The sequence below is a fragment of the Labrys sp. ALF-8 genome, from assembly GCF_059699065.1.
In genome coordinates this window covers 394,017-416,159 of the sequence record NZ_AP048537.1, presented here as the reverse complement: position 1 = coordinate 416,159, position 22,143 = coordinate 394,017, and the positions used below count along the sequence as shown (strand labels likewise).

General features: G+C 65.8%; 19 protein-coding genes. 11 read left to right on the top strand and 8 right to left on the bottom strand.

What is annotated here, in order from left to right:
• Positions 1 to 84 precede the first annotated feature (84 nt).
• Entirely contained in the window at positions 85 to 603 is a 519-nt protein-coding gene (locus AC6H34_RS02070; RefSeq protein ID WP_497537735.1) for a methylated-DNA--[protein]-cysteine S-methyltransferase, read from the top strand.
• 9 nt (positions 604 to 612) lie between these two features.
• On the opposite strand, the gene AC6H34_RS02065 is transcribed toward AC6H34_RS02070, so the two are convergent.
• The 6 genes from AC6H34_RS02065 to AC6H34_RS02040 form a co-directional block, all read right to left on the bottom strand.
• Complete coding sequence (locus AC6H34_RS02065) at positions 613 to 1,497, bottom strand: NAD(P)-dependent oxidoreductase (RefSeq protein WP_497537734.1); 885 nt, start codon at positions 1,495 to 1,497, stop codon at positions 613 to 615.
• A gap of 134 nt (positions 1,498 to 1,631) precedes the next feature.
• Positions 1,632 to 2,258 carry a Pvc16 family protein gene (locus AC6H34_RS02060; RefSeq protein WP_448146372.1) on the bottom strand — a complete coding sequence of 209 codons (627 nt, stop codon included), beginning with the start codon at positions 2,256 to 2,258 and terminating at the stop codon, positions 1,632 to 1,634.
• On the bottom strand, positions 2,255 to 3,451 hold the full coding sequence (locus AC6H34_RS02055; protein WP_497537733.1) for a phage tail sheath family protein: 1,197 nt from the start codon (positions 3,449 to 3,451) through the stop codon (positions 2,255 to 2,257). The genes AC6H34_RS02060 and AC6H34_RS02055 overlap by 4 nt, the downstream gene beginning before the upstream one ends.
• A 26-nt stretch (positions 3,452 to 3,477) precedes the next feature.
• Positions 3,478 to 4,086, bottom strand: a complete 609-nt coding sequence (locus AC6H34_RS02050; protein ID WP_497537732.1) for a histidine phosphatase family protein — start codon at positions 4,084 to 4,086, stop codon at positions 3,478 to 3,480.
• Between the two features lie 117 nt (positions 4,087 to 4,203).
• The gene (locus AC6H34_RS02045; protein ID WP_497537731.1) at positions 4,204 to 5,409 is read right to left on the bottom strand and encodes an MFS transporter; all 1,206 of its coding nucleotides are present in this window, start codon (positions 5,407 to 5,409) and stop codon (positions 4,204 to 4,206) included.
• A 4-nt stretch (positions 5,410 to 5,413) separates the two neighbouring features.
• On the bottom strand, positions 5,414 to 6,445 hold the full coding sequence (locus AC6H34_RS02040; protein WP_497537730.1) for an aldo/keto reductase: 1,032 nt from the start codon (positions 6,443 to 6,445) through the stop codon (positions 5,414 to 5,416).
• A 278-nt stretch (positions 6,446 to 6,723) separates the two neighbouring features.
• Here AC6H34_RS02040 and AC6H34_RS02035 point away from each other — a divergent pair, with 278 nt between their 5' ends.
• Positions 6,724 to 7,623: a LysR family transcriptional regulator gene (locus tag AC6H34_RS02035; RefSeq protein WP_497537729.1), complete on the top strand. Its 900-nt coding sequence runs from the start codon at positions 6,724 to 6,726 to the stop codon at positions 7,621 to 7,623.
• A gap of 115 nt (positions 7,624 to 7,738) precedes the next feature.
• Positions 7,739 to 8,536 carry an SDR family NAD(P)-dependent oxidoreductase gene (locus AC6H34_RS02030; RefSeq protein WP_497537728.1) on the top strand — a complete coding sequence of 266 codons (798 nt, stop codon included), beginning with the start codon at positions 7,739 to 7,741 and terminating at the stop codon, positions 8,534 to 8,536.
• Positions 8,537 to 8,560: 24 nt separating this feature from the next.
• Here AC6H34_RS02030 and AC6H34_RS02025 read toward each other — a convergent pair whose 3' ends face one another.
• Positions 8,561 to 9,085 (bottom strand): TetR/AcrR family transcriptional regulator, encoded by a 525-nt coding sequence (locus AC6H34_RS02025; RefSeq protein ID WP_497537727.1) that lies wholly within the window; start codon positions 9,083 to 9,085, stop codon positions 8,561 to 8,563.
• A 228-nt stretch (positions 9,086 to 9,313) separates the two neighbouring features.
• On the opposite strand from AC6H34_RS02025, the gene AC6H34_RS02020 reads away from it, so the two are divergent.
• The 6 genes from AC6H34_RS02020 to AC6H34_RS01995 all read left to right on the top strand — a co-directional run bounded on the left by AC6H34_RS02020 (position 9,314) and on the right by AC6H34_RS01995 (position 19,295).
• Positions 9,314 to 10,354, top strand: coding sequence for an efflux RND transporter periplasmic adaptor subunit (locus AC6H34_RS02020; protein ID WP_497537726.1), 1,041 nt, complete (start codon positions 9,314 to 9,316; stop codon positions 10,352 to 10,354).
• Entirely contained in the window at positions 10,351 to 11,430 is a 1,080-nt protein-coding gene (locus tag AC6H34_RS02015) for an efflux RND transporter periplasmic adaptor subunit (RefSeq protein WP_448146381.1), read from the top strand. Before AC6H34_RS02020 ends, AC6H34_RS02015 begins: the two co-directional genes overlap by 4 nt.
• Positions 11,427 to 14,471 carry an efflux RND transporter permease subunit gene (locus AC6H34_RS02010; RefSeq protein WP_448146382.1) on the top strand — a complete coding sequence of 1,015 codons (3,045 nt, stop codon included), beginning with the start codon at positions 11,427 to 11,429 and terminating at the stop codon, positions 14,469 to 14,471. The genes AC6H34_RS02015 and AC6H34_RS02010 overlap by 4 nt, the downstream gene beginning before the upstream one ends.
• Before the next feature lie 231 nt (positions 14,472 to 14,702).
• Entirely contained in the window at positions 14,703 to 16,328 is a 1,626-nt protein-coding gene (locus AC6H34_RS02005) for a Na+/H+ antiporter (protein WP_448146383.1), read from the top strand.
• A 40-nt stretch (positions 16,329 to 16,368) separates the two neighbouring features.
• On the top strand, positions 16,369 to 17,481 hold the full coding sequence (gbd, locus tag AC6H34_RS02000) for a 4-hydroxybutyrate dehydrogenase (RefSeq protein ID WP_497537725.1): 1,113 nt from the start codon (positions 16,369 to 16,371) through the stop codon (positions 17,479 to 17,481).
• A 119-nt stretch (positions 17,482 to 17,600) separates the two neighbouring features.
• Positions 17,601 to 19,295 (top strand): thiamine pyrophosphate-binding protein, encoded by a 1,695-nt coding sequence (locus AC6H34_RS01995; protein ID WP_497537724.1) that lies wholly within the window; start codon positions 17,601 to 17,603, stop codon positions 19,293 to 19,295.
• Between the two features lie 25 nt (positions 19,296 to 19,320).
• On the opposite strand, the gene AC6H34_RS01990 is transcribed toward AC6H34_RS01995, so the two are convergent.
• A complete protein-coding gene (locus AC6H34_RS01990) occupies positions 19,321 to 19,758 on the bottom strand; it encodes an Lrp/AsnC family transcriptional regulator (RefSeq protein ID WP_448146386.1) in 438 nt (145 codons plus the stop codon).
• A gap of 124 nt (positions 19,759 to 19,882) precedes the next feature.
• On the opposite strand from AC6H34_RS01990, the gene rocF reads away from it, so the two are divergent.
• Both rocF and ocd read left to right on the top strand, forming a co-directional pair.
• Positions 19,883 to 20,818, top strand: coding sequence for an arginase (rocF, locus tag AC6H34_RS01985; protein ID WP_497537723.1), 936 nt, complete (start codon positions 19,883 to 19,885; stop codon positions 20,816 to 20,818).
• Positions 20,819 to 20,963: 145 nt separating this feature from the next.
• A complete protein-coding gene (gene ocd, locus AC6H34_RS01980) occupies positions 20,964 to 22,016 on the top strand; it encodes an ornithine cyclodeaminase (RefSeq protein ID WP_448146388.1) in 1,053 nt (350 codons plus the stop codon).
• Positions 22,017 to 22,143 lie beyond the last annotated feature (127 nt).

Sequence of the window (22,143 nt, the reverse complement as noted above, 5' to 3'; positions counted from 1 at the left end):
GAAACGGGCGGCGAGAGCGCGCGCCATCGGCTATGGATCGGCCATGAAAACGGGGATGTCCCCCATCAGGACGAGGGTTTGGCCATGGCCATGAAGCAAGGCGCCGTGCGCAAGGAATATGTATGCAAATGGGTGGATACGCCGGTCGGCCGGCTCAGGCTGGTCGCCAGCCGGGACGGCCTCGCGGCAATCCTCTGGGACAACGATCGTCCCGGGCGGGTGCGTCTCGACATCGCCGGGGAGGCGGAGGACCATCCCATTCTCCTGGAGGCCGAAAAGCAACTCGGTGAGTATTTCGGCGGCAGGCGCAAGGCGTTCGACATGACGCTCGACTTCACCGGCACCGCCTTCCAGAAGAAGGTATGGGCGGCGCTGCTCGCCATTCCCTTCGGCGAGACCCGCAGCTATGGCGAGATCGCCCGGCAGATCGGCAGCCCTCGCGCGGTGCGCGCGGTCGGCGCGGCGAATGGCCGAAATCCGATTTCGATCATCGCGCCCTGCCATCGGGTCGTCGGCTCCGGCGGCAGCCTTACCGGCTTTGCCGGCGGGCTCGACGTCAAGGCCCGGCTTCTTCGCATGGAGGGCGCGGAGGTCACGGCATGAGATGGCCGGTCAAGATTCCTGCCGCCCGTCCGTCCTGGCCTCGATGGCACGGATGACGGCGGCCATGTCGGCCTGGCCGAGACCCAGCGCTTCGGTTTCGCCATAGAGCGCATGGCAGATGTCGAGCAAAGGCGAGGATATCCTCGCTTTTCGGGCGGCCTCGGCCACCAGGCCGCTGTTCTTCAACACGTCCGAGATCGCCGCCTGCACCGTGAAGTCATGCGCGACCAGCTTGGCGATCTTGATACGCGAGACATTGCTCGCCATCGGGCCTGCATCGAGGACGGCCTGGAACTGCAGCATGTCGAGCCCGCGGCGTTCGGCGAAGTGCGCGGCTTCCGCCAAGCCCGTGACAGTGGTGATCAGGTAAAGATTGACGGCGAGTTTCATGGTGAGGGCGCCGGGAACCTTCCCGCAAAGGAACGTCTGGTGGCAGATCGGCGCGAGCAGCGGACGGACCTGCGCGATGGCCTCCTCGTCCCCCGCCAGCATGCCGACCAGTTGACCAGCCTCCGCAGGCTTGCGCGAACCCGAGACGGGTGCCTCGATATAGCTGCCACCGGCCGCCGCGATATCCTCGGCGAGAGCCTGCGATGCTTCCGGGGAGATGGTGCCCATCTGCACGATCACACGGCCGGCCAGGCGCTCCCGAAAGCCGGAGGTGCCACGGCCGAGGACGGTATCGATGGCGGCTGCGTTCGCCAGCATCAGGATGACAACACGGCAGCGCCCGAAGACCGCGTGAGGATCGGAGGCGACCTCGGCGCCCGCGACGCGGAGGATCTCGCTCTTGTCGGGCGTGCGATTCCAGACCAGAAGCGGCGTTCCCGCCCTAACCAGATTGAGGGCCATGACCTCACCCATCACGCCCAGGCCGATGAAGCCGATGGCCATGTTTCCTCCTGGCAGCCCGTCATCAGGATCCAGAGGGTAGGCGCTCCCGGCACGGACGTCTTGAACGATCCTGCGCGGAAGCCGGCTGCCCATGTCAGGCTGGACGAGCCGTTCGGCCTGAACGCATTTGTGCTTCAGGGCGGGCTCGGGGTTGGCACCACCGGTGCCCCCGGGCCGGCCTGCGCGTCGATATCCTGGAAGGCCAGCGTCACGACGTAGAAGGCGCTCGGGCAAAACGGAGCCCGTGCTGCGATCCACAATCCGGCCGTGCTGTCGATGCCCAGGGGCTGGGACTTGATGGTGAGGCTTTCGAAGCCGGCGATCAGATTCTCGGCGGATAGCGCCCGGTACATCGGATCGGGATGCCCGGAAAAGCCGGCGAGGGCCGTGCGAATGAGAGGGGCGGGCGGGGAGGGAGTTTCCTGCAGCGCTTCGATCGCCGCGCCGAGTCCGATGTCACGCCCCACGCCCGAACCGTGCCCGCTCACGAGATAGGAGAGATCGAGCAGCAGGGGCGGCTCGCCGGGGCGGTTGCCGAGTGACCCGCGCTGGAAGCCGGGTGCATTCCGGAGCGATGCGTTCGGCACGGCCTGGCACAGGAAGAGATTGACGCTGGGTTCTTCCATGCCGCTCTTCGGTGGCGGCCCGATGGTGACAGGGGGCGGCGTGAAGCCCAGGGGCTGTGCAGTCTCACGCAATGTGTCTTCGATGATGTAGCGCAGGATTTCGCCGGTAGCGGCGATGGCGAGAGGGGCGTTCATGGCGATGGCGGATCTCCTGTCTGTCCGGCCAGTTGCCTGACCGTCACGATCACGAATTCGGCGGGTCTCAAGGGCGCGAATCCGACGACCACTGTGACGATGCCATTGTCGATATCGCTTCGGCTCGTCGTCTCGGCGTCGCATTTCACGAAGTAGGCCTGGCTTGGCGAGCGGCCCTGGAAGACGCCTTGCCGGAACAGATTCTGCATGAAGGCGCCGACTGTGAGGCGGATCGCAGCCCAGGTCCGCTCCTCGTTGGGTTCGAAGGTGACCCATGCGAGGCCCTGGCGCAGGCTTTCGGAGATGAAGAGGGCCGTGCGCCTCACAGGCACGTATTTCCACTCGCTTGCCAGATCATCTGCACCCAGAAGCGTGCGGGCGCCATAGACAACGGTGCCATGAGCGGGAAATGCCCTGATTCCGTTGAGGCCGATCGGATTGAGCAGCGCCTGCTCCGCGTCGGTCATGGCCACGACCGGGCCCTGGACGCCGGCGACTGTCGCTGCGGTGCCCGCCGGCGCCTTCCAGACGCCGCGGCTGTCGTCGGTACGGGCGACAATGCCAGCGATGGCACCGGAAGGAGGGCAGGACCGGCGGGAACCCGGGGCGAGCGGATCGTCGATCGAGAGCCAGGGGAAATAGGCGGCCGCATTGGCGCTGGAGAGGCCGAAGCCCGTCGTCATCCAGGCCGCTGCCTCATGAGCGTCCTGCACGTCGGGCGGGGTATCGACGATGAGGAACGCCGCCTTGTCCTCGCATAGCGTGCAGCCAGCCCGATAAATGTCGCGATAGTCGGGACGGGCGGGCGTGTCGGGATCGGCCGGCCGGGCGAGGACGGCGTCCGGCAGGCAGAGGAGGTTGAAGGGCTCGGCTGGACGCAAGGCCTCGACGCCCTCGATCAGGGCTGTTCCCTCCAAGGCCGTCGCGGTTCCGGGAGGCACCCGGACGACCAGCGCCTCGCTCCCTCCATTGAGGAAGAATTGCTGGACGGCGTAGGACATCGCGCTGTCTCGGGAGAGGCCGCCGAACCGGCGTTCGAAGTCACCCCAGCCAAGGACCGTAATGGGCGTCAGCTCGGGCCCGGAAAGGGCGGGGCCGACAAATGCCGACACAGCGGTAGGAACAGGCCGTATCGTCCTGACCCCGCCTGCCGTCTCTTCGATGAATACACCCGTAGACTTTGTGTTGGGCATGGCGGCCCTCCAGCTTTGGCCCGCCGTCAGGATGCCGCAACCGGTGCCTCCTCATCAATCCGTTTCCAACCGTGCAGCAGCCTGTGGCTCCGGGCGTCGAAGGCGAAGTAGTTCCCACCGCCGCCACCGGGCTGGTCATGGGTGCGGCTGATCGGTACGGCCAGCAGATGACAGAGCAGCAGCGCACCCACGCCGCCATGGGCGATAATGGCGATGTCGCCTTCGCCACGGTCGCTATCCAGGATCCCGGTCACGGCCTGGACGATGCGCGCCTGGGCGTCCACGGCCCGCTCCCAGCCACGGACGCTGAGCTCTGGATTGGCGAAGAAGGCGTTGGCGGTCTCCTCGAACTCCTGCGATTTCAGGTAGCCGGTGGCGGATCTGTCGTTCTCGTGCAACGCCTCGACGATCCCGACGGGGAGGTCGAGATGGCCAGCGAGGATATCGCCGCCGTTTCGCGCCTTCTCCTCGTTGCTGGCATAGACGGCGCCGATCCCCGCCACGAAGCCGCGGCGGTTGAAGGCCTCGTGGCGGGCGCGGCCGCGCGCCGAGAGCCGCCAGTCCGGCACCGGGACGGCGGCGTCGATCTCGACGTCCGCATGCGTGATGAAATAGACGATCCGCGCTGTTTCCACCGCTGCCCTCCCGCGCCGCTGTCCTTGCCCGGCTGGCGCTCTTCGTCTTCAGGCCGAATCGCCGAGAATAACAAAACGCCTCGATATCAATGGCTTGAATTGAAAAGCTATCCTAACCTATAGGCGTTTTGCCCTAGGCTCCACCAGGAAGAGGAGTAGCGCAAGCGCTCCCATGGAACCCCCGGTGGCGGCCGTCGCCGTCCAGCCGCCCCAGTGATAGGTCAGGGTGCCGAGCACCGACCCCATGGCGCCTCCGATGAAGGTGCAGGTCATGTAGAAGGCGTTGACGCGCCCGCGCACGGCCGGCGGCACGGAGAAGATGATGCGCTGGCTGACGACCTGGTTGGCTTGCACCGCCGCATCGATGATCACGGTCAGCACCACCAGGAGGGCAAGTGCCAGCGCCGCCGCTGCCCAGCCGGTGGCGTAGAAGGCGAGGGCGATCGTCAGCATGGCGCCGGCCGAGGTCGCGCGGCTCAGGCCCCTGTCGGCCAGGCGCCCGGCGATCGGCGCCGCGAAGGCCCCTCCCGCTCCGGCGAGGGCGAACAGCGCGATGCCGTGCTCGCTCATGCCGAAACGCTCGGCCAGCATCACCGGCGAAGCTGTCCAGAACAGATTGAAGGCCGCGAAAAGCAGCAGCTGGTAGGCCGCGCGCCAGCGCACCACCGGCAGGTCGCGGACGAGGCTGAAGATGGAGCCGAGAATCTGGCCGTAATGCATGCCGCCATGCGGCCTGTACCGCGGCATCATGCGCGTGAGGGCGAGGCCGATGAAGATCATCAGCACGGCCGAGCACCAGAACACCGCCCGCCAGCCGAAGCTCGCCGCGATGAAAAGGGAGATCGGTCGAGCCAGCATGATGCCCGTGAGCAGGCCTCCCATGATGTTGCCGACCACCCGACCGCGCTGGGCCTCGGGCACGAGATGGGCGATGAAGGGCAACAGAACCTGGGCTCCCGTCGAGCACAGCCCGATCAGCAGGGAAGCCACGAAGAAGGGCACGGCGCTGGTGGAGACGGCCGCCCCCACGAGGCCGATCACCGTGCAACTGAGCGTCGCCAGGACGAGAAGCCGGTTCTCGACGAGATCGGCCAGCGAGACCAGGAGGAACAGGCCGAGTCCATAGCCGATCTGGGTGACGCTGACGACGGATCCGGCGATGTCGGGGCCGAGCCCGATGGCAGGCGCGATGGAAGCAACCAGCGGCTGGGCGTAGTAGAGATTGGCGACGAGGGCTCCCGTCGCCAGTGCCACCATGCTGATCAGGGCCGTGGACGGACCCCGATCCTCGCCGATGGCTGCGGTCTGAACTTGATCGACCATCGGCTCAGCCTTGCGCCGCGGGCAAGCGATTGGCGCTCTGGCGCTCGATCATCCAGCCGGGATATTCGGGCGGCAGGGCACTTACCTTGTCGAGGCGCGCCAGTTCCTCCGCCGTGAGCCTGATGTCGGCGGCGGCAAGGTTGTCGTCCAACTGCTCGGTGGTTTTGGCGCCGATGATCACCGACATCACGAAGCGCTGGTGCAGAACCCAGGCCAGCGCGATCCGTGCGACCGATACGCCGCGGGCATCTGCGATCTCTCGCATGACGTCGACGCAGTCGAAGGCCCGGTCCCTGTTGACGGGTGGGAAGTCGAAGGTGGCGCGGCGGGCACCCTCCGGACCCTTGCCGTCGCGGTCGTACTTGCCCGAGAGCAGGCCACCCGCGAGCGGACTCCAAACCATGAGGCCGAGCTTCTCGGCCTCGAGCAGCGGGGCGATCTCACGCTCGAGGTCGCGGCCGGCGATGGTGTAGTAGGCCTGCAGCGTCACGGGACGCGTCCAGCCATGCCTGTCGGCGACGCCGAGCGCCTTCATGATCGTCCAGGCCGACCAGTTCGAGACGCCGACATAGCGTACATGGCCCTGGCGCACGAGATCGTCGAGGGCGCGCACCGTTTCCTCGATGGGCGTGACCTGGTCGAGGCCATGGATCTGGTAGAGGTCGATATAGTCGGTGCCGAGCCGCTTAAGGCTGGCCTTGACCGCATCCATGATGTGGCCGCGTGAGGCGCCCCGGTCGTTGACGCCCTGTCCGACGACGCCGAGCGCCTTGGTGGCGAGCACGACGTCCGTCCTCTTGTGGCCGGAATTGACGATGGCCTTGCCGGTGATCTCCTCCGAAAGGCCTTCGGAATAAACATCCGCCGTATCGATGAAATTGACGCCTGCATCGAGGGCCTTGGCCACGATGCCATCGGCCACCGACTGGTCGAGTGTGCCGATATTGGTCCAGAAACCACGGCCGCCGAAAGTCATCGTACCCAGGCAAATTTCCGACACGAGCAGGCCGGTGCCGCCGAGCGTATTGTAGCGCATGGAATTATGTCCGTGAAAATAAAGGGATAGCTCTCGTTACTGAAGTAACGGGAAAGGCGAGAGGACCCGCGAAGACACATCGCTTCCGGGTGGTCTCGACGGGAGGAGCATAAGCCCATCCCTTCACCATCATAACCCGTTCGATGCTCCACAGGCTGTTTAGCTGTGCTATATAATCAGGCCTGGCGCACGAGCGCTCCGATCGTCATTGCGCCCGCAGCGGCGGTTCCTGTTCCACGCGATGAGGCGACCGCTTCGGCGGCCGATTCCGTTTTTCCATGGCCCGCAGCGATTCCTTCGATGGTCTTTCCGAATTCCTCGCCATCGTGCGGCAGGGCAGTTTTCGAGCGGCGGCGATCGAGCTCGGCGTTACCGCCGGTGCGGTGAGCCAGGCATTGCAGTCGCTGGAGCGACGGCTCGGCCTGCCGTTGTTCCACCGCACCACCCGCAAGGTCTCGTTGACCGAGGCCGGCGAAAGGCTGCTCGTCCAGCTCGCGCCGGCCGCCGACGTCATCACGACGACGCTGGAGGAATTGGCACAGCTGCGCGCCGATCCGTCCGGCACGCTGCGTCTTCTCGTCCAGCGGGCCGCCCTGCCGCATGTGATCGAGCCGGTGATGCCGGCATTCCGTCATGCCTGGCCGGATCTCAAGGTGGAGATCACCGTCGAGGACACGCAGGCCTCGATCGTGGCGGGCGGCTATGACGCGGGGATCCGGATCGGGGAATTCATCGATCGCGACATGGTTGCGGTGCGGGTCTCGCCTTCCTTCAGCTGGCTGGTCATGGGTGCGCCGTCCTATTTCGCCAGCCATGGCCGGCCCGAGATTCCCGAGGACATCGCCCAGCACCAGTGCATCCGCTATCGCCGTCCCGATGTCGGCGACGTCTATCGCTGGGAGTTCGAGCGTGACGGCCAGTCGCTCAGCATCGATCCTCCGGGGTCGCTCCTGGTGAACGACTCGAGCCTCGTCAGGTCGCTGGCGGTCCAGGGGCTCGGCCTGGTCTACACCTCGACCCTGCTGGCGGCCCGGGAACTCGAGGCCGGGCTGCTGCAGCCGGTGCTGAAGGGCTTCGCACCCTCGCGCGATGCCTTCTTCATCTACTTCCCGCGTGCCAGCCGCAACCAGCCCAAGCTGCGGGCCTTTGTGGAGGCCTGTGCGAAAGGCGTGCGTTGAGAGACGCAGCCGGGCCATTTACAAATCGGCATAGGTCGGACGAAATGGGGGTATGACCCGGCCGCCGCCCGGTCGAGCAGGAAGGCGCCCGACAGAGCGCTGCGAGGACAGGACCATGCACGACACCGACGAAACCGTTTCCACCAACCTAGCTGGTTTTTTTGGCCTCGCCGGCAAGGTGGCCGCCGTGACAGGTGCGGGAAGCGGGATCGGCCTGGCGGCGGCGCAGGCCCTTGCAGCGGCGGGAGCACGGGTCGTTGTGCTGGACAGGGCAACCGTCGAGCCCGATGTCCTCGCTTCCATCAAGGGCAGCGTCCCCGCGTCCTCGCTGGTCATGGATGTCGTCGACGAGGAGCAGGTGAACGCCGCCTTCGACGAGATCAAGGCCACGCATGGGAGTGTCGACATCCTCGTCAACAATGCAGGCCTCGCCATCCGCGACGCTGCGATCAACCTCAGCCTCGAGGCCTGGGAAAAGGTGGTCGCGGTCAACATGACCGGCGTCTTCCTTTGCGCGCGGACGGCGGCACGGCAGATGATCGCCGCCGGCCGGGGCGGGGCCATCATCAATACGGCGTCGATCATGGGCCTGTCCGGCGGCGGGCTCTATCCCAACATCTCCTACCAGACCACCAAGGGCGCCATCGTCAACATGACGCGGGCGCTCGCGGTGGAGTGGGCACCGCACAACATCCGCGTCAATGCGATTGCGCCGACCTATGTCCGGACGCCCTTCATCGCCCCCTTGCTGGCGCAGCCGGACCTGATGCAGCGCATCGAGGCGATGACGCCGCTGCGCCGCATCGCCGAGCCGCACGAGATATCGCCGGCCATCCTTTTCCTGGCCGGGCCGGGAGCGGCGATGGTGACGGGCCATACGCTGCCCGTCGACGGCGGGTTTCTCGCGCAGTAGCGCGGCTCCGCCGGGGGAAGCAACTCAGCAAGTCTTCGCCGCGAACTCGTCCAGCTTGCTGAACAGGGCCTCCAGTTCCTCGTCGCTCGACTGGAAGAAGTTCATGCCGCGGCCTACCAGGATCCCGAAGACGGCGAAAAAGAACAGCGTGCGCTCGACGCCGGTGCCGCTGCCATCGCGGGTGAGCCGGCTGGTCAAGGCGCTGAACAGGCCGCGAACGGCTTCCGCGGCTTCCGGAAGCTCCGCGGAGGCGACGAAGAGCCGGGGGGAGACGCCGCCTTTCTCGCGCATGATCTGCCGAGCGTGAATTGCAAGCGCTTCGGCGAAAGTCCTTGTATAACGGGCAGTTTCTTCAATTTCCGCAATCAGTTTCTCAATATCGCGGCGGATCGCCTCGGCGACCAGCGCGGTCTTGGCCGGAAAGTGATGCAGGACGCCGCCCTTGCTGACGCCGGCTTCGGCGGCGACCATGTCGATGGTCAGGTTGTGCACGCCCACTCGTTCGATGACGATACAGGTCGCGGTCAGCACCTGATCGATCGTCTCCATGCTGCGCTGTTGAGACTTGCGTGCCCGGACGGCCTTCGGTGGGGGAGTGGGTTGGGACATAATTCTCGAAACGATGCTTTTAAAAAACCGTCTGGACGGTTTTGTTTTTAACTGTTAAGTGACCGCAATGCAACCCTGTTAGTCACCCTGTTCCAGGATAAGGCGAGGATGTCTATGAGATCCAGAGCGTCATGGCGGACGACGTCCGCTTCGTGCCTGGCGATTGGAGTGGCCCTTGCGGGAACCACGGTCGTGCCGGCCGTGGCCGGCGGGCCGCCCGCGCGTGTCGAGGCGGTCACCGCGAAGGCCGGCAACTTCAGCGACGAAGTCAGCCTGATCGGCGACATCGAAGCCCAGGTCCAGAGCGACATTTCGTTCCGTGTCAGCGGCCGGATCGTCGAACGGCTGGTCGATGTGGGCGACCACGTCACGCCCGACCAGGTCCTGGCGCGGGTGGACGGCAAGGAGCAGCGCATCGCCCTCGATACCGCGACGGCGGCCCTTGCTTCGGCACAGGCCCAGCTCCAGCAGAGCGAAGCGACATTCCAGCGCCAGAAGACCCTGATCACGAGCAACGCCACCTCGCAGTCGTCGCTCGATTCCGCGCAGGAGAGCCTGAGCGTGGCACAGGCTGCGGTGGCGGCGGCGAAGGCCCAGGTGGCGCAGGCCAAGGAACAGCTCGGCTACGCCGATCTGCGCGCCGGCGTATCGGGTACCGTGACCTCCCGCAGCACCGAGGCGGGACAGGTGGTGCAGGCCGGGCAGACCGTCCTCAGCATCGCCCAGGATGGTCCGCGCGATGCGGTCTTCGACGTCTACGAGGCATTGATCGACAAGCCTCCCGCTTCGCCCGCCGTCGACATTTCGCTGGTTGCCGACCCCAGCGTGGCGACCACGGGAACGGTTCGGGAGGTTTCTCCCATCGTCGATGCCCGCAAGGGCACGATCCGCGTCAAGATCGGCCTTGCGGAAACCCCGCCCGCGATGACGCTCGGCACGGCGGTGCGCGGCCATGCCGGCCTGGCGCCTCAGCGGCGCTTCGTGCTGCCGGCCTCGGCGCTGTTCATGTGGCAGGGGAAGCCGGCGGTATGGACCGTCACGGCCGACACCAGGCAGGCCGAGCCGCGCACGGTGACGCTCGACCGCTATACCACGCAATCCATCGTCCTCGCCGACGGCGTCAGGGATGGCGACGTCGTGGTCACCAAGGGCGGCCAGCTGCTGCGCCCGGGCCAGGTGGTCGAGACAGTCGAGGTGAAGGCGCAATGAAGTCAAATCTCCTTTCCGCCACCGTGGGAGCGATGCTTCTCGGCCTGGCGTGGCCGGTGCTCGCCCAGGAACCGGCGCGTCCGGTGCTCACCGTCACGGCGCATTCCCGGGACACCGCGACGTTCGGCCCCTTCATCGGCAGCGTCGACGCACGCTATCAGACCAATCTGGGCTTCCAGGTCGGCGGCCGCATCATTTCGCGCGAGGTCAATGTCGGCGACCGCGTGAAGCAGGGCCAGAGACTGGCCGCCGTCGATGCAACCCTCCTGCGCCTCGCGGTGCAGTCGGCGGAGGCGGATCTCGCCAATGCCAGGGCACAGCTTGCCAATGCCGTGCTGACGGAGAATCGCAGCAAGGCGCTGGTCGCCACTGCGACCGCCTCGAAGGCACAGGTCGACACGGCCGTGGCCGCCCGCGAGACAGCCGATGCCAAGGTCACCCAGTCGGAGGCGTCGCTGCGCCAGGCCCAGAACGTGCTGAGCTACGCCGAACTCGCGGCGCCCTATGACGGGGTCATCACCGCCGTGAACTCGGATGTCGGCAAGGTCGTCGCGGCGGGCGACATCATCGTCACGCTGGCACGGCCGGACGTACGGGAGGCCGTGGTCGACGTGCCCGACTATCTCGCGACCGAGCTCATCCAATATCCGCGGTTCGACGTGATTCTGGCAGGCGATCCCTCCGTGAAGGCGGGCGCCACGCTGCGCCAGCTCGCCCCGGCATCGGATGCGGTCACCCGCACACGCCGGGCGAGGCTAGCGCTCGACAATCCGCCTGACGGCTTTCGTCTCGGCTCCACCATTTCCGTCTCGGCGGTTCGCAGCGTGCCGCCCTATATCGCCGTGCCGCGCACGGCCTTGGCCGGCGATGGGGACAAGCCCTCCGTATGGATCGTCGATGCCGCGAGATCCATCGTCGCTTCCCGGCCGGTGAAACTCGTCTCGACGAAGGACGGCTATGCCGTCCTCGACGGCCTCAAGGACGGCGACATCGTCGTGGTGGCGGGCGTCGACTCCCTTCAGCCCGGGCAGTCCGTGCAGCTTCCAGTCACCCAGCGTCCCGAGGGCCAGAAATGAGCAGTTTCAACCTGTCCGACTGGGCCCTTAGGCATCGTTCCTTCATCTGGTACCTGATGATCGCCTCCGTGATCGCCGGCGCGCTGTCCTATCCTCGCCTTGGCCGCGAGGAAGACCCGTCCTTCGACATCAAGACCATGGTCGTGCAGGTGCAATGGCCCGGCGCGACCCTGGACGAGACGATCAACCAGGTGACCGACCGCATCGAGAAGGAGCTGCAGCAGATCGGGGCGCTCGACTATACCCGCAGCTACACCAAGCCGGGTAGCGCCACCATCATGGTGAACTTCAAGGACACCACCAACGGGCGCGCCCTGACCGATGCCTTCTATCAGGTGCGCAAGCATGTGAACGACATCTGGTACACCCTGCCGAGCGGCGTGCAGGGGCCGTTCTTTAATGACGAGTTCGGGGACGTCTACGGCAACATCTATGCCTTCACGGCCGACGGCATCAGCTTCCGCCAGTTGCGCGACTATGTGGAGACCGTGCGCGACCGCGCTCTCTCGGTGCCCAGTGCCGGCAAGACGCAGATCCTCGGCGCGCTGGACGAGGTGATCTATCTCGATTTCGATACGGCACGCCTCTCGAGCCTGGGCGTTGACCGCCAGTCGGTGATCGCCTCGCTGCAGGCACAGAACACGGTTTCCGCCGCTGGCGTCATCCAGGCCGGCCAGGACAGGGTGAGCGTGCGCGTCGGCGGCGGCTTCAAGTCCGAGGAGGATCTGCGAGCCATCAATCTGCGGGTCAACGACCGCTTCTTCCGCCTGAGCGACGTCGCCACCATCACGCGCGGCTATGAGGATCCGCCATCCTCGCTGTTCCGTTTCGACGGCAAGCCGGCGATAGGCCTCGCCATCGCCATGGCGCCGAACGGCAATCTGCTGCAATTCGGCGAGGACCTGAAGAACGCGATGACGGAAGTGACCGCAACCCTTCCCATCGGTGTGGGCGTGCATCTGGTCTCGAACCAGCCAGCCGTGGTGGAGGAGGCGATCTCCGGCTTCACGCGGGCGCTGATGGAAGCCGTCATCATCGTCATGGCGGTGAGCTTCGTCAGCCTCGGGCTGCGTGCCGGCCTGGTGGTGGCGATCTCGATCCCGCTGGTGCTCGCCATCGTCTTCCTGGTGATGGAATATACCGGCATCTCCCTTCAGCGCATCTCCCTCGGCGCGCTGATCATCGCGCTCGGCCTCCTGGTGGACGACGCCATGATCACCGTGGAGATGATGATCAGCCGCCTGGAGCATGGTGACACCCTCGCCAAGGCGGCGACCTACGCCTTCACCTCCACGGCCTTTCCGATGCTCACCGGCACGCTGGTGACGGTCGCAGGGTTCATCCCCATCGGCCTCAATTCGAGCTCGGCGGGCCAGTACACCTTCACCCTCTTCGTGGTGATCGCGGTGGCGCTGCTGGTTTCCTGGATCGTCGCGGTGCTGTTCGCTCCGCTTCTCGGCGTCACCATCCTGCCGAGGACGATGAAGAAGCACGAGGAGAAGCCGAGCTTCCTCGGACGTATCTTCAGGTCCACGCTGCTCGCCTGCATGCGCTGGCGCTGGCTGACCATCGCGTTCTGTCTCGCATTGCTCGGTGCCTCGGTGGTCGGCATGGGGCATGTGCAGCAGCAGTTCTTCCCCTCGTCGGATCGCCCGGAACTCCTGGTCGACATGACGCTGCCGCAGAACAGCACCGTCGCCGAGACCAAGGCGCAGATGGACCGCCTGGAGAAGACGCTGGAAGGCGACGGGGACGTCGAACGCTGGAGTTCCTATGTCGGGCAGGGAGCCGTGCGCTTCTACCTGCCGCTCGACCAGCAGCTCGCCAATCCGTTCTTCGGGCAGGCCGTGGTTGTCACCAAGGATATCGAGGCGCGCGAGCGGGTGAAGGCCAGGCTGGAAGCGCTCGCCCGCGACCAGTTCCTCGGCATCGACATCCTCGTCCATCCGCTCGAACTCGGCCCGCCGGTCGGCCGTCCCGTGCAGTATCGCGTCAGCGGTACCGACATCCAGCAGGTGCGCGAGCAGGCCGTGAAGCTGGCGGGCGTGATCGCCAGCGATCCCAATCTCGGCACGATCACCTATGACTGGAACGAGCCGGGCCGCGTGCTGCGCGTCGAGGTCGACCAGAACAAGGCGCGCCTGCTCGGCGTCACGTCGCAGGACATCGCCTCCATTCTCAACGGCACGCTCGCCGGGAGCGCGTTCACGCAGGTCCGCGACAACATCTATCTCGTCAATGTCGTGGGCCGCGCCACGGCGGATCAGCGCAATTCGGTGGAGACGCTCGAAAACCTGCAGATCTCGCTGTCCGGCGGCACCGTGGTGCCGCTGAGGGCCGTCGCCAACATCGGCTACGAGATGGAGCAGCCGATCGTCTGGCGCCGATCCCGCCTGCCGACCATCACCGTCCGGGCGGCGCTCGTGGGGGATATCCAGCCTGCCACCGTTGTACAGCGCCTCCAGCCCAAGATCGATACCTTCGCCGGTCAGCTTCCCGATCACTACAAGGTCGAGATCGGCGGTGCGGTGGAGGAAGCCGGCAAGGGCCAGTCGCCGATCATCCAGATCGTGCCGATCATGCTCCTGGTGATGGTCACGGTGCTGATGATCCAGCTCCAGAGTTTCCAGAAGCTCTTCCTCGTGGTGAGCGTGGCGCCGCTTGGCCTGATCGGTGTGGTGCTCGGGCTGCTGCCCTTCCACCAGCCGCTCGGTTTCGTCGCCATCCTCGGGGTGCTGGCCCTGATCGGCATCATCATCCGCAACTCCGTGATCCTGGTGAAGCAGATCGAGGATCACGAGAAGGAAGGCCAGGACCGCTGGGATGCCGTGGTGACCGCCACAGTGCATCGCATGCGCCCGATCCTGCTGACGGCGGCCGCCGCGAGCCTGGGCATGATTCCCATCGCCCGGGAGGTCTTCTGGGGGCCGATGGCCTATGCCATGATCGGTGGCATCCTGGTGGCGACGCTGCTGACGCTGCTCTTCCTGCCGGCGCTGTACGTGGCCTGGTACCGGATCAAGGAGCCGAAGGGAGCGTAGGGCGGGCTTGTCGAATCCTCAGCGGTTGAATGAGATGAGGCCGACGGGAATATGGGCGCCTAGTGTGTTTCCCTTACCCGTCGACGGGTCGAGGGGAACTTCGCCGGCGCACCCCCTCCGGACCGTCTGCTCCGGGCCGGTCGCGGGTGCTTGCCGCCTTCGGCTCTGATTGCGTCTGGACGCCGGAATGCCTAGCATCCCGGCGATTTCTGTGGGGGGATCCTGACAGCCGTGGACGTCGCTCTCGCCATCCTGCTGCTGCTGTTCATCCTGACCCTCTGCGGGGCCCTAGCGAGCTTCGTGAAGGTGCCGCTGCCCATCCTGCAGATCGGCATCGGCCTGGCCCTGGCCTGGCCGGTAGACGGACTGCACCTGACGATCGATCCCGAGCTCTTTCTTCTGGTCTTCATTCCGCCGCTGTTGTTCGCCGACGCCTTCGTGGCGCCCAAGCGCGAATTCAAGGCCCTGAAGGTACCCATTCTCGGCCTAGCCTTTGGTCTGGTGTTCTTCACCGTCTTCATCATCGGCTATGCCCTGCACTGGCTGATTCCAGCCATGCCTCTGTCGGTCGCCTTCGCCCTGGGCGCGGTGCTGTCGCCCACCGATGCCGTCGCGGTGTCCTCGATCGTCGATCGCAACCGCGTGCCCAGCAGGCTGATGCAGATTCTAGAAGGGGAGGCGCTCCTCAACGACGCATCGGGCCTGGTGGTGTTTCGCTTCGCCGTGGCCGCCACCCTCACGGGTCAGTTTTCGCTGGCCGAGACGGCGCGCGTGTTTTTCCTGGCCGTCGTGGGCGGTATCCTGGCTGGCTTCGTCGCCGTTTTCCTTTCGGTCCAACTGCTCAGGCTGCTCAAGAAGCGCGACGGCACGCCATCCGAGGCCGTGGCGATCCTCACCGTGCTTCTGCCCTTTGCGGCCTATCTCCTCGCCGAGCATTTCGAGGCATCGGGGATCCTGGCCGCGGTCACGGCGGGCCTGACCGTCGGCCGGGCGGGTTATTTCCGCCACATGAGCGTCGGGGCCCGGTTGCAGAGCAGCGTCATCTGGGACACGTTTCCCTTCGCTTTCAACGGCGCCATCTTCCTGCTCCTGGGCATCCAGTTGCCGACGATCCTGCGCTCGGTGCCGGCGGAGCTTTCGGCACGGTTGCCGGTGATCGAGCCCTTGCTCACGGTGCTGCTGCTCACCTTCGCCCTGATCGTCATACGTTTCGCCTGGATATCCGGAGGAATTGCCTTCCGGCAACTGGTGGGACGTCTGCGTGGGCGCACCGAACCGCGGGAGGGCCTGCGGGTGAAGATTGCGACCTCGGTTGCCGGCGTTCGCGGCGCGGTGACCTTGGCGGGCATTCTCTCCCTGCCGCTGGCGCTGCCGGACGGTTCGCCCTTTCCTTCCCGGGATCTTGCGATCTTCCTGGCGGCCGGCGTGATCCTTTGTTCGCTCGGGCTTGCCAGCCTTCTCCTGCCCACGATCACACGTGGGCTGAAGATGGCCGCGGACGACCCGATAGAGGAGGAGGAGCGCTTCGCCCGCATCGCTGCGGCCGAGGCCGCCATCGAACAGGTCGAGATCCTTGCCGCCAAGGCGGAGGTGGCCGGCCGATTGGTGGCGCGCGACGTAGCCGGCCGGCTCATCGAGAATTATCGCCGCCGTGCCGCCTTCAACGATACCAGCGAGGACATCCACAGGGAGGCACGCGATGCGTCCGATATCGAAAAGGAACTCCTGACAGCGGCGCTCAATGCAGAGCGGACTGCCATCCGCAAGCTCCTCCTGGAAAACCGCATCAACGACGAGACCCTGCACAAGCTGCTCTCGGAAACCGTCCTCGCCGAGGCGTTGCTCGCACGCACCTGAAGATCGAACCCCAACATCCATTGATATCGAAGACATTGCCATGGCCACCATCAGCTATCTCACCCGTATCGAATTCGACGAAGGCGCGGTCTCCAGGCTCCCGGCCTTGCTGGAGGGACTTGGCGTCGAGCGCCCGCTGCTGGTCACCGACCGGGGGCTGGTGGCCACCGGCATGATCGAGCGTATCGCCGGGCTTTTTGCCGAGCGGCCGGCGATTTTCGACGGCACGCCCGCCAATCCGACCGAGGAGGCGACGCTGCAGGCCCTGGCCCGCTATCGCGAGGCTGGCTGCGATGGCCTGGTCGGCCTTGGCGGCGGCTCCTCGATCGATCTCGCCAAGGCGGTGCGGCTGCTCACCGGGCATGAGGGGCCGCTGGCGCAATACACGCTGGTCGCGGGTGGTGTATCCCGCATCCATGGCGGCATCTGCCCGATGATCGCCGTGCCCACCACTTCGGGTACCGGCTCGGAAGTCGGCCGTGCGGCGGTGATCATCACGGCGGAGGGGCGCAAACTCGGCATCATCAGCCCCTTCATGCTGCCCAGCATCGCGCTCTGCGATCCCGAACTCACCTATGGCCTTCCGCCCCATCTCACGGCGGCGACGGGCATGGATGCCATTTCCCATTGCCTCGAGACCTATATGGCGCCCTCGGTCAATCCGCCGGCGGACGCCATCGCCATCGACGGTCTCAAGCGTGGCTTCGGTGCGATCCGCGCCGCCGTTGCCGATGGCGCGGATCGCAAGGCCCGCTGGGAGATGATGATGTGCGCGCTCGAAGGCGCGATGGCTTTCCAGAAGGGCCTCGGCGCCGTGCATGCGCTCACCCACCCGCTTGGGGCCATACGCGAGCTCAACCTGCATCACGGCACTCTCAATGCCGTCCTGACGCCGGCCGTGCTGCGCTTCAACCGTGGCGCGATCGGCGGCAAATGGGACGTCCTTGCCGGCATCCTCGGCGGTGATCCCGCCGAGGTCGTTGCCACACTTTGCCGCGACATCGGCCTGCCGTCGGGGCTTCGCGCCATGGGCGTCACCGAAGCGATGATGGAGCAGGTCTCAGGCGAGGCCCTCAAGGACCACTGTCATGCCACCAATCCAAGGCTGGCGACGCGCGAGGAGTATCTCGAATTGCTGCACGAGTCGGCCTGATGAGGATTGCCGGGACACGCCGGGCCATGACAAAAAAGCGGGGGCTGCGCCGCTTCGTCGAAAGGTTCTCGCGTCTCGGCGTCGTCGGATGATCCGGATATCCTCCCAGGAGATTTGGCATGACGAGGAAGGCGATCGTTCCCGTGGGGTCCGTCAGTCCGCGCCGGGGAGCGGCCGTGCTGCTGGAACTCCTCCGCAACGAGGGTGTCGACTACATCTTCGGCAATCCCGGCACCACGGAACTCCCGCTGATGGACGCCCTGGTCGATACGCCGGACATCAGCTACATCCTCGCCCTGCAGGAGGCGAGCGCGGTGGCCATGGCGGACGGCTACGCCCAGGCGGCTGGCAAGCCCGGCTTCCTCAATCTCCATACCGAGGGCGGCCTGGGCCACGGCATGGGCAACCTCTTCAATGCAAGCATTTCGATGACGCCCCTGGTGGTCACCGCGGGCCAGCAGGACTCGCGCCACACCATTACCGACCCCCTGCTGTTCGGCGATCTCGTTCAGGTCGCCCGTCCGGCGGTGAAATGGGCACAGGAAGTCACCCACGCCGACCAGTTGCCGATCCTGGTGCGGCGCGCCTTCCACGATGCGAGCGCACCACCGCCCGGTCCCGTCTTCCTGTCGCTGCCGATGGATGTGATGGAGGAGATGAGTACGATCGGCATCTCCGAGCGCTCTGTGGTGGATCGACACCCGGTCGCGGGCTCGCTCGACAGGCTTGCCGAACATCTCGCCTCCATCACGCCGGGACGTCTCGCCATCATCGCCGGCGACGAGATCCACGGCAGCGACGCAGCCCAGGAAGCCGTGGTGATCGCCGAGATGCTGGGAGCGCCTGTCTTCGGCTCGTCCTGGCCTTCGCGCATACCTTTCCCCACCGCCAATCCACTCTGGCGCGGCAATATGCCGACCAAGGCCGTGGACATCGCCCACCGGCTCGCTGACTACGATGCGATCTTCGCGCTCGGCGGCAAATCGCTGATCACGATCCTCTATACGGAGGGGTCGGCCGTGCCGCCCGGCTGCGCGGTGTTCCAGATGTCGGCCGACGTGCGGGACCTCGGCCGGACCTATCCGACGAAGCTCTCGGTGGTGGGCGACATCAAGCACTCGCTGCATGCGCTTGCTCCCCTGCTCGTGAAGGCGATCGCCGGCCGCACCGAAGTCTATTCCGCGCTATTGCGCCAGGCCGCGCTGGATCAGCAGCAGCGGTGGCATGATCTGGCCGACCTTGCCGCGACCCAGACGGACATGGTCCCCGTCACGCCGCTGGTTGCCGCCCAGCAGGTCGTGCGGGCGATCGGGCCCTATGTCGCCATCGTGGACGAGGCGATCGCCACATCCCTGCATGTGCGCGGCTTCCTCAACAGCTCCTCGCCACGCCAATATTCGTTCCTGCGGGGCGGGGCGCTCGGCTGGGGCATGCCGGCGGCTGTCGGCTGCTCCCTCGGGCTCGGACGAGAGCCGACGGTCAGCATGGTGGGGGACGGCGCCGCCCTCTATTCCCCGCAGGCCCTCTGGACGGCGGCGCACGAAAAGCTGCCGGTGACCTTCGTCGTCATGAACAACCGGGAATACAACATCCTGAAGAACTTCATGAAGGGGCAGGCGGACTATGCCTCGCATCGGCAGAACCGCTTCATCGCCATGGATATCGACGATCCGCCGATCGACTATCAGGCGATGGCGCGATCATACGGCGTGGCGGCGCGGCGGATCACGCGGGCAGGGGATATCGCCGGCGCGGTGGAAGCGGGAATTGCGAGCGGCCAGCCGAACCTGATCGAGATCGTGATCGGGACCTGACGTCTGGTCAGCGCTGGCGCGATTGTCACAGCCGCGCCTTCGTGCTCCTGGGCGTCGCGAGCAGAAGATTCGTCTCCGACGCGTTCACGCCGGGAATCAGCCTGATCCGCCGCAGCACCGCGTCGAGGTCCGTCAGGCTCTGCGTCGCGAATTCCACGACGATGTCCCACTTGCCGTTGGTGGTGTGCACCGCGCTCACCTCCGGAAAGCCTCCGAGCGTATCGATCACGCGGTCGGCGGCTCGCCCCTCGACTTCTATCAGCACGATGCCGCGCACGGGCATGGAGATGGCGTCAGCGCGCAGGATCACCGTGTAGCCGATGATGTCGCCGTGCTTTTCCATGCGCTCTATGCGCGAGCGCACCGTGGCCCGCGACAAGCCGAGCTCCACCGCCAGGTCGGAGATGCTGCGGCGGCCGTTATGGCGCAACAGGGTGAGCAGTTGCTGGTCGATCTCATCCATGGATTTCACAATGGCTAGGGCTTAGCGCCAATTTGATAAGCCATATTATCACTATTGCCAATTTGTATTGTTCATATCGCCAATCTCCCTCGGTACAATGCGTGGAAGTCAAACGAGGTTGGATATGCCGTCGACATCATGTGTTCTCCTTGGTGCGCCCGTGCAGGAAGGCGCGGGCCGTCTCGGCTGCGACATGGGTCCCAGCGCCTTTCGGGCCGCGGGTCTTGCCGCCGCGCTGGAAGAACTCGGCCACAAGGTCTCCGATCGCGGCAATCTGGCTCCGGCCAGCCCGCGTGTGCTCAGGCATCCGAACCCGGCCGTGAAGAACCTGCCGGAGATCGCGGCCTGGACGGAGGCGTTGGCGGATGCCTCCTACCGGATGAGCGCAGAGGGCATGCCGATCGTTTTCGGGGGTGACCACAGCCTGGCCGCCGGCACGCTCTCCGGCCTCAGCCGCCGCGCGGCCGAACAGGGCCGGGAGTTCTTCGTGCTCTGGCTCGACGCCCATCCCGACTTCCATACGCTCGACAGCACCGTCAGCGGCAATCTGCATGGCTGTCCGGTGGCCTACGCCACGGGACAGGCGGGTTTCGAGGACTTCTTTCCGAACCTTGCGACGCCGGTGAAGGCCGGCAATATCTGCATGATGGGCATTCGCAGCGTCGATCCCGCCGAGCGCAAGGCGCTCACGGCAGTTGGCGTCACCGTGCACGACATGCGCGCCATCGACGAGCATGGCATCGCTCCGCTGCTGAAGGCCTTTCTCGCGCGTGTCGAGACGGCCAACGGCATCCTGCATGTCAGTTTCGACGTCGATTTCCTCGACCCCGGCATTGCACCGGGCGTCGGCACGACCGTGCCCGGCGGCGCGACCTTTCGAGAGGCGCATCTGGTCATGGAGATGCTCCATGACAGCGGGCTCGTGCGAAGCCTCGACCTCGTGGAGCTCAATCCCTTCCTCGATGAGCGCGGCCGCACCGCGATCCTCCTCGTCGACCTCGTCGCCAGCCTGATGGGTCGGCGAGTGATGGACCGTCCGACAAGGGCGGGAACGGCCTGAGTCCCGGCCCTCCCTTCATGGGAGGGGCGATGCGAAGCTTCAGGGTGGAGCGGGAAACTCCACCGTTTGCAAGTCCACTTCAACGCGGCCGCACGGCCAGCCCTCCCGGCGCAGCCCGAGAGGAGGGCGATATCGGAGCAAGCCTATGCTGCCAAAACTCAATGTAGTGCCCTTCGTCAGCGTCGACAGCATGATGAAGCTGGTGAATACCGTCGGCGTTGAGCGCTTTCTCGTCGAACTCGCAGGCTTCGTCGAGGCGGACTTCAAGCGCTGGGAGAGCTTCGACAAGACGCCGCGCGTGGCTTCTCACAGCGCTGAGGGTGTGATCGAGCTGATGCCAACCAGCGACGGCGAGGTCTACGGCTTCAAATACGTCAACGGCCATCCCAAGAACACCAGGGAGGGACGCCAGACCGTGACGGCCTTCGGCGTCCTCGCCGATGTCGGCACGGGCTATCCCGTGCTGCTGACGGAAATGACCATCCTGACAGCGCTGCGCACCGCCGCCACCTCGGCACTCGCTGCCAAATATCTGGCGCCGAAGGGCGCGCGCACCATGGCCATCATCGGCAACGGCGCGCAGTCCGAATTCCAGGCTCTTGCCTTCAAGGCACTGCTCGGCGTCGATCGCCTGCGCCTCCACGACATCGATTCCTCCGCCAGCCGGCGCTGCGCCCGGAACCTCGCGGACTTCGGCTTCGAAGTCACCATCTGCAGCACGGTGGAGGAGGTCATGCTCGGTGCCGAGATCGTCACCACCGTTACCGCCGACAAGCAGAACGCCACCATCCTCACCGACAACATGGTCGGGCCGGGCATCCACATCAACGCCGTGGGCGGCGACTGCCCGGGCAAGACCGAACTGCATGCCGACATTCTGCGCCGTTCCGGCATCTTCGTGGAGTATCCGCCGCAGACCCGCGTCGAGGGCGAGATCCAGCAATTGCCGGTCGACTATCCCGTCACCGAACTCTGGCAGGTGATGACGGGGGCGGCCGAGGGACGGGTCAACAGCCGGCAGATCACCCTGTTCGATTCCGTGGGCTTCGCCATCGAGGACTTCTCGGCCCTGCGCTATGTGCGCGAGCAACTCGCCAGGACCGGCCTCTATGAGGAACTCGACCTCCTCGCGGATCCCGACGAGCCGCGCGATCTCTTTGGCATGCTGCTGCGCGCAAACCAGCCGGCGGCGGCCTGAGTCTCCAGTCATAAGAAGAAAAGGCGGCACGGTTTCGGCCGCGCCAGACTGTCGGGAGCGGGCTGAGATGATCGGCCCGCTCTTTTTCTTTCGATCGGTCGACTCGCCTCAATCCCGCCCGGCCTTG

Excerpts from the sequence above, each read along its gene's own strand:
- rocF (WP_497537723.1), top strand. The coding sequence starts at position 19,883 with ATGCCGTCGACATCATGTGTTCTCCTTGGTGCGCCCGTGCAGGAAGGC.
- AC6H34_RS01995 (WP_497537724.1), top strand. The coding sequence starts at position 17,601 with ATGACGAGGAAGGCGATCGTTCCCGTGGGGTCCGTCAGTCCGCGCCGG.
- ocd (WP_448146388.1), top strand. The coding sequence starts at position 20,964 with ATGCTGCCAAAACTCAATGTAGTGCCCTTCGTCAGCGTCGACAGCATG.
- AC6H34_RS01990 (WP_448146386.1), bottom strand. The coding sequence starts at position 19,758 with ATGGATGAGATCGACCAGCAACTGCTCACCCTGTTGCGCCATAACGGC.
- AC6H34_RS02065 (WP_497537734.1), bottom strand. The coding sequence starts at position 1,497 with ATGGCCATCGGCTTCATCGGCCTGGGCGTGATGGGTGAGGTCATGGCC.
- AC6H34_RS02045 (WP_497537731.1), bottom strand. The coding sequence starts at position 5,409 with ATGGTCGATCAAGTTCAGACCGCAGCCATCGGCGAGGATCGGGGTCCG.
- gbd (WP_497537725.1), top strand. The coding sequence starts at position 16,369 with ATGGCCACCATCAGCTATCTCACCCGTATCGAATTCGACGAAGGCGCG.
- AC6H34_RS02040 (WP_497537730.1), bottom strand. The coding sequence starts at position 6,445 with ATGCGCTACAATACGCTCGGCGGCACCGGCCTGCTCGTGTCGGAAATT.
- AC6H34_RS02070 (WP_497537735.1), top strand. The coding sequence starts at position 85 with ATGGCCATGAAGCAAGGCGCCGTGCGCAAGGAATATGTATGCAAATGG.
- AC6H34_RS02035 (WP_497537729.1), top strand. The coding sequence starts at position 6,724 with ATGGCCCGCAGCGATTCCTTCGATGGTCTTTCCGAATTCCTCGCCATC.
- AC6H34_RS02055 (WP_497537733.1), bottom strand. The coding sequence starts at position 3,451 with ATGCCCAACACAAAGTCTACGGGTGTATTCATCGAAGAGACGGCAGGC.
- AC6H34_RS02060 (WP_448146372.1), bottom strand. The coding sequence starts at position 2,258 with ATGAACGCCCCTCTCGCCATCGCCGCTACCGGCGAAATCCTGCGCTAC.
- AC6H34_RS02010 (WP_448146382.1), top strand. The coding sequence starts at position 11,427 with ATGAGCAGTTTCAACCTGTCCGACTGGGCCCTTAGGCATCGTTCCTTC.
- AC6H34_RS02025 (WP_497537727.1), bottom strand. The coding sequence starts at position 9,085 with ATGGAGACGATCGATCAGGTGCTGACCGCGACCTGTATCGTCATCGAA.
- AC6H34_RS02015 (WP_448146381.1), top strand. The coding sequence starts at position 10,351 with ATGAAGTCAAATCTCCTTTCCGCCACCGTGGGAGCGATGCTTCTCGGC.
- AC6H34_RS02030 (WP_497537728.1), top strand. The coding sequence starts at position 7,739 with ATGCACGACACCGACGAAACCGTTTCCACCAACCTAGCTGGTTTTTTT.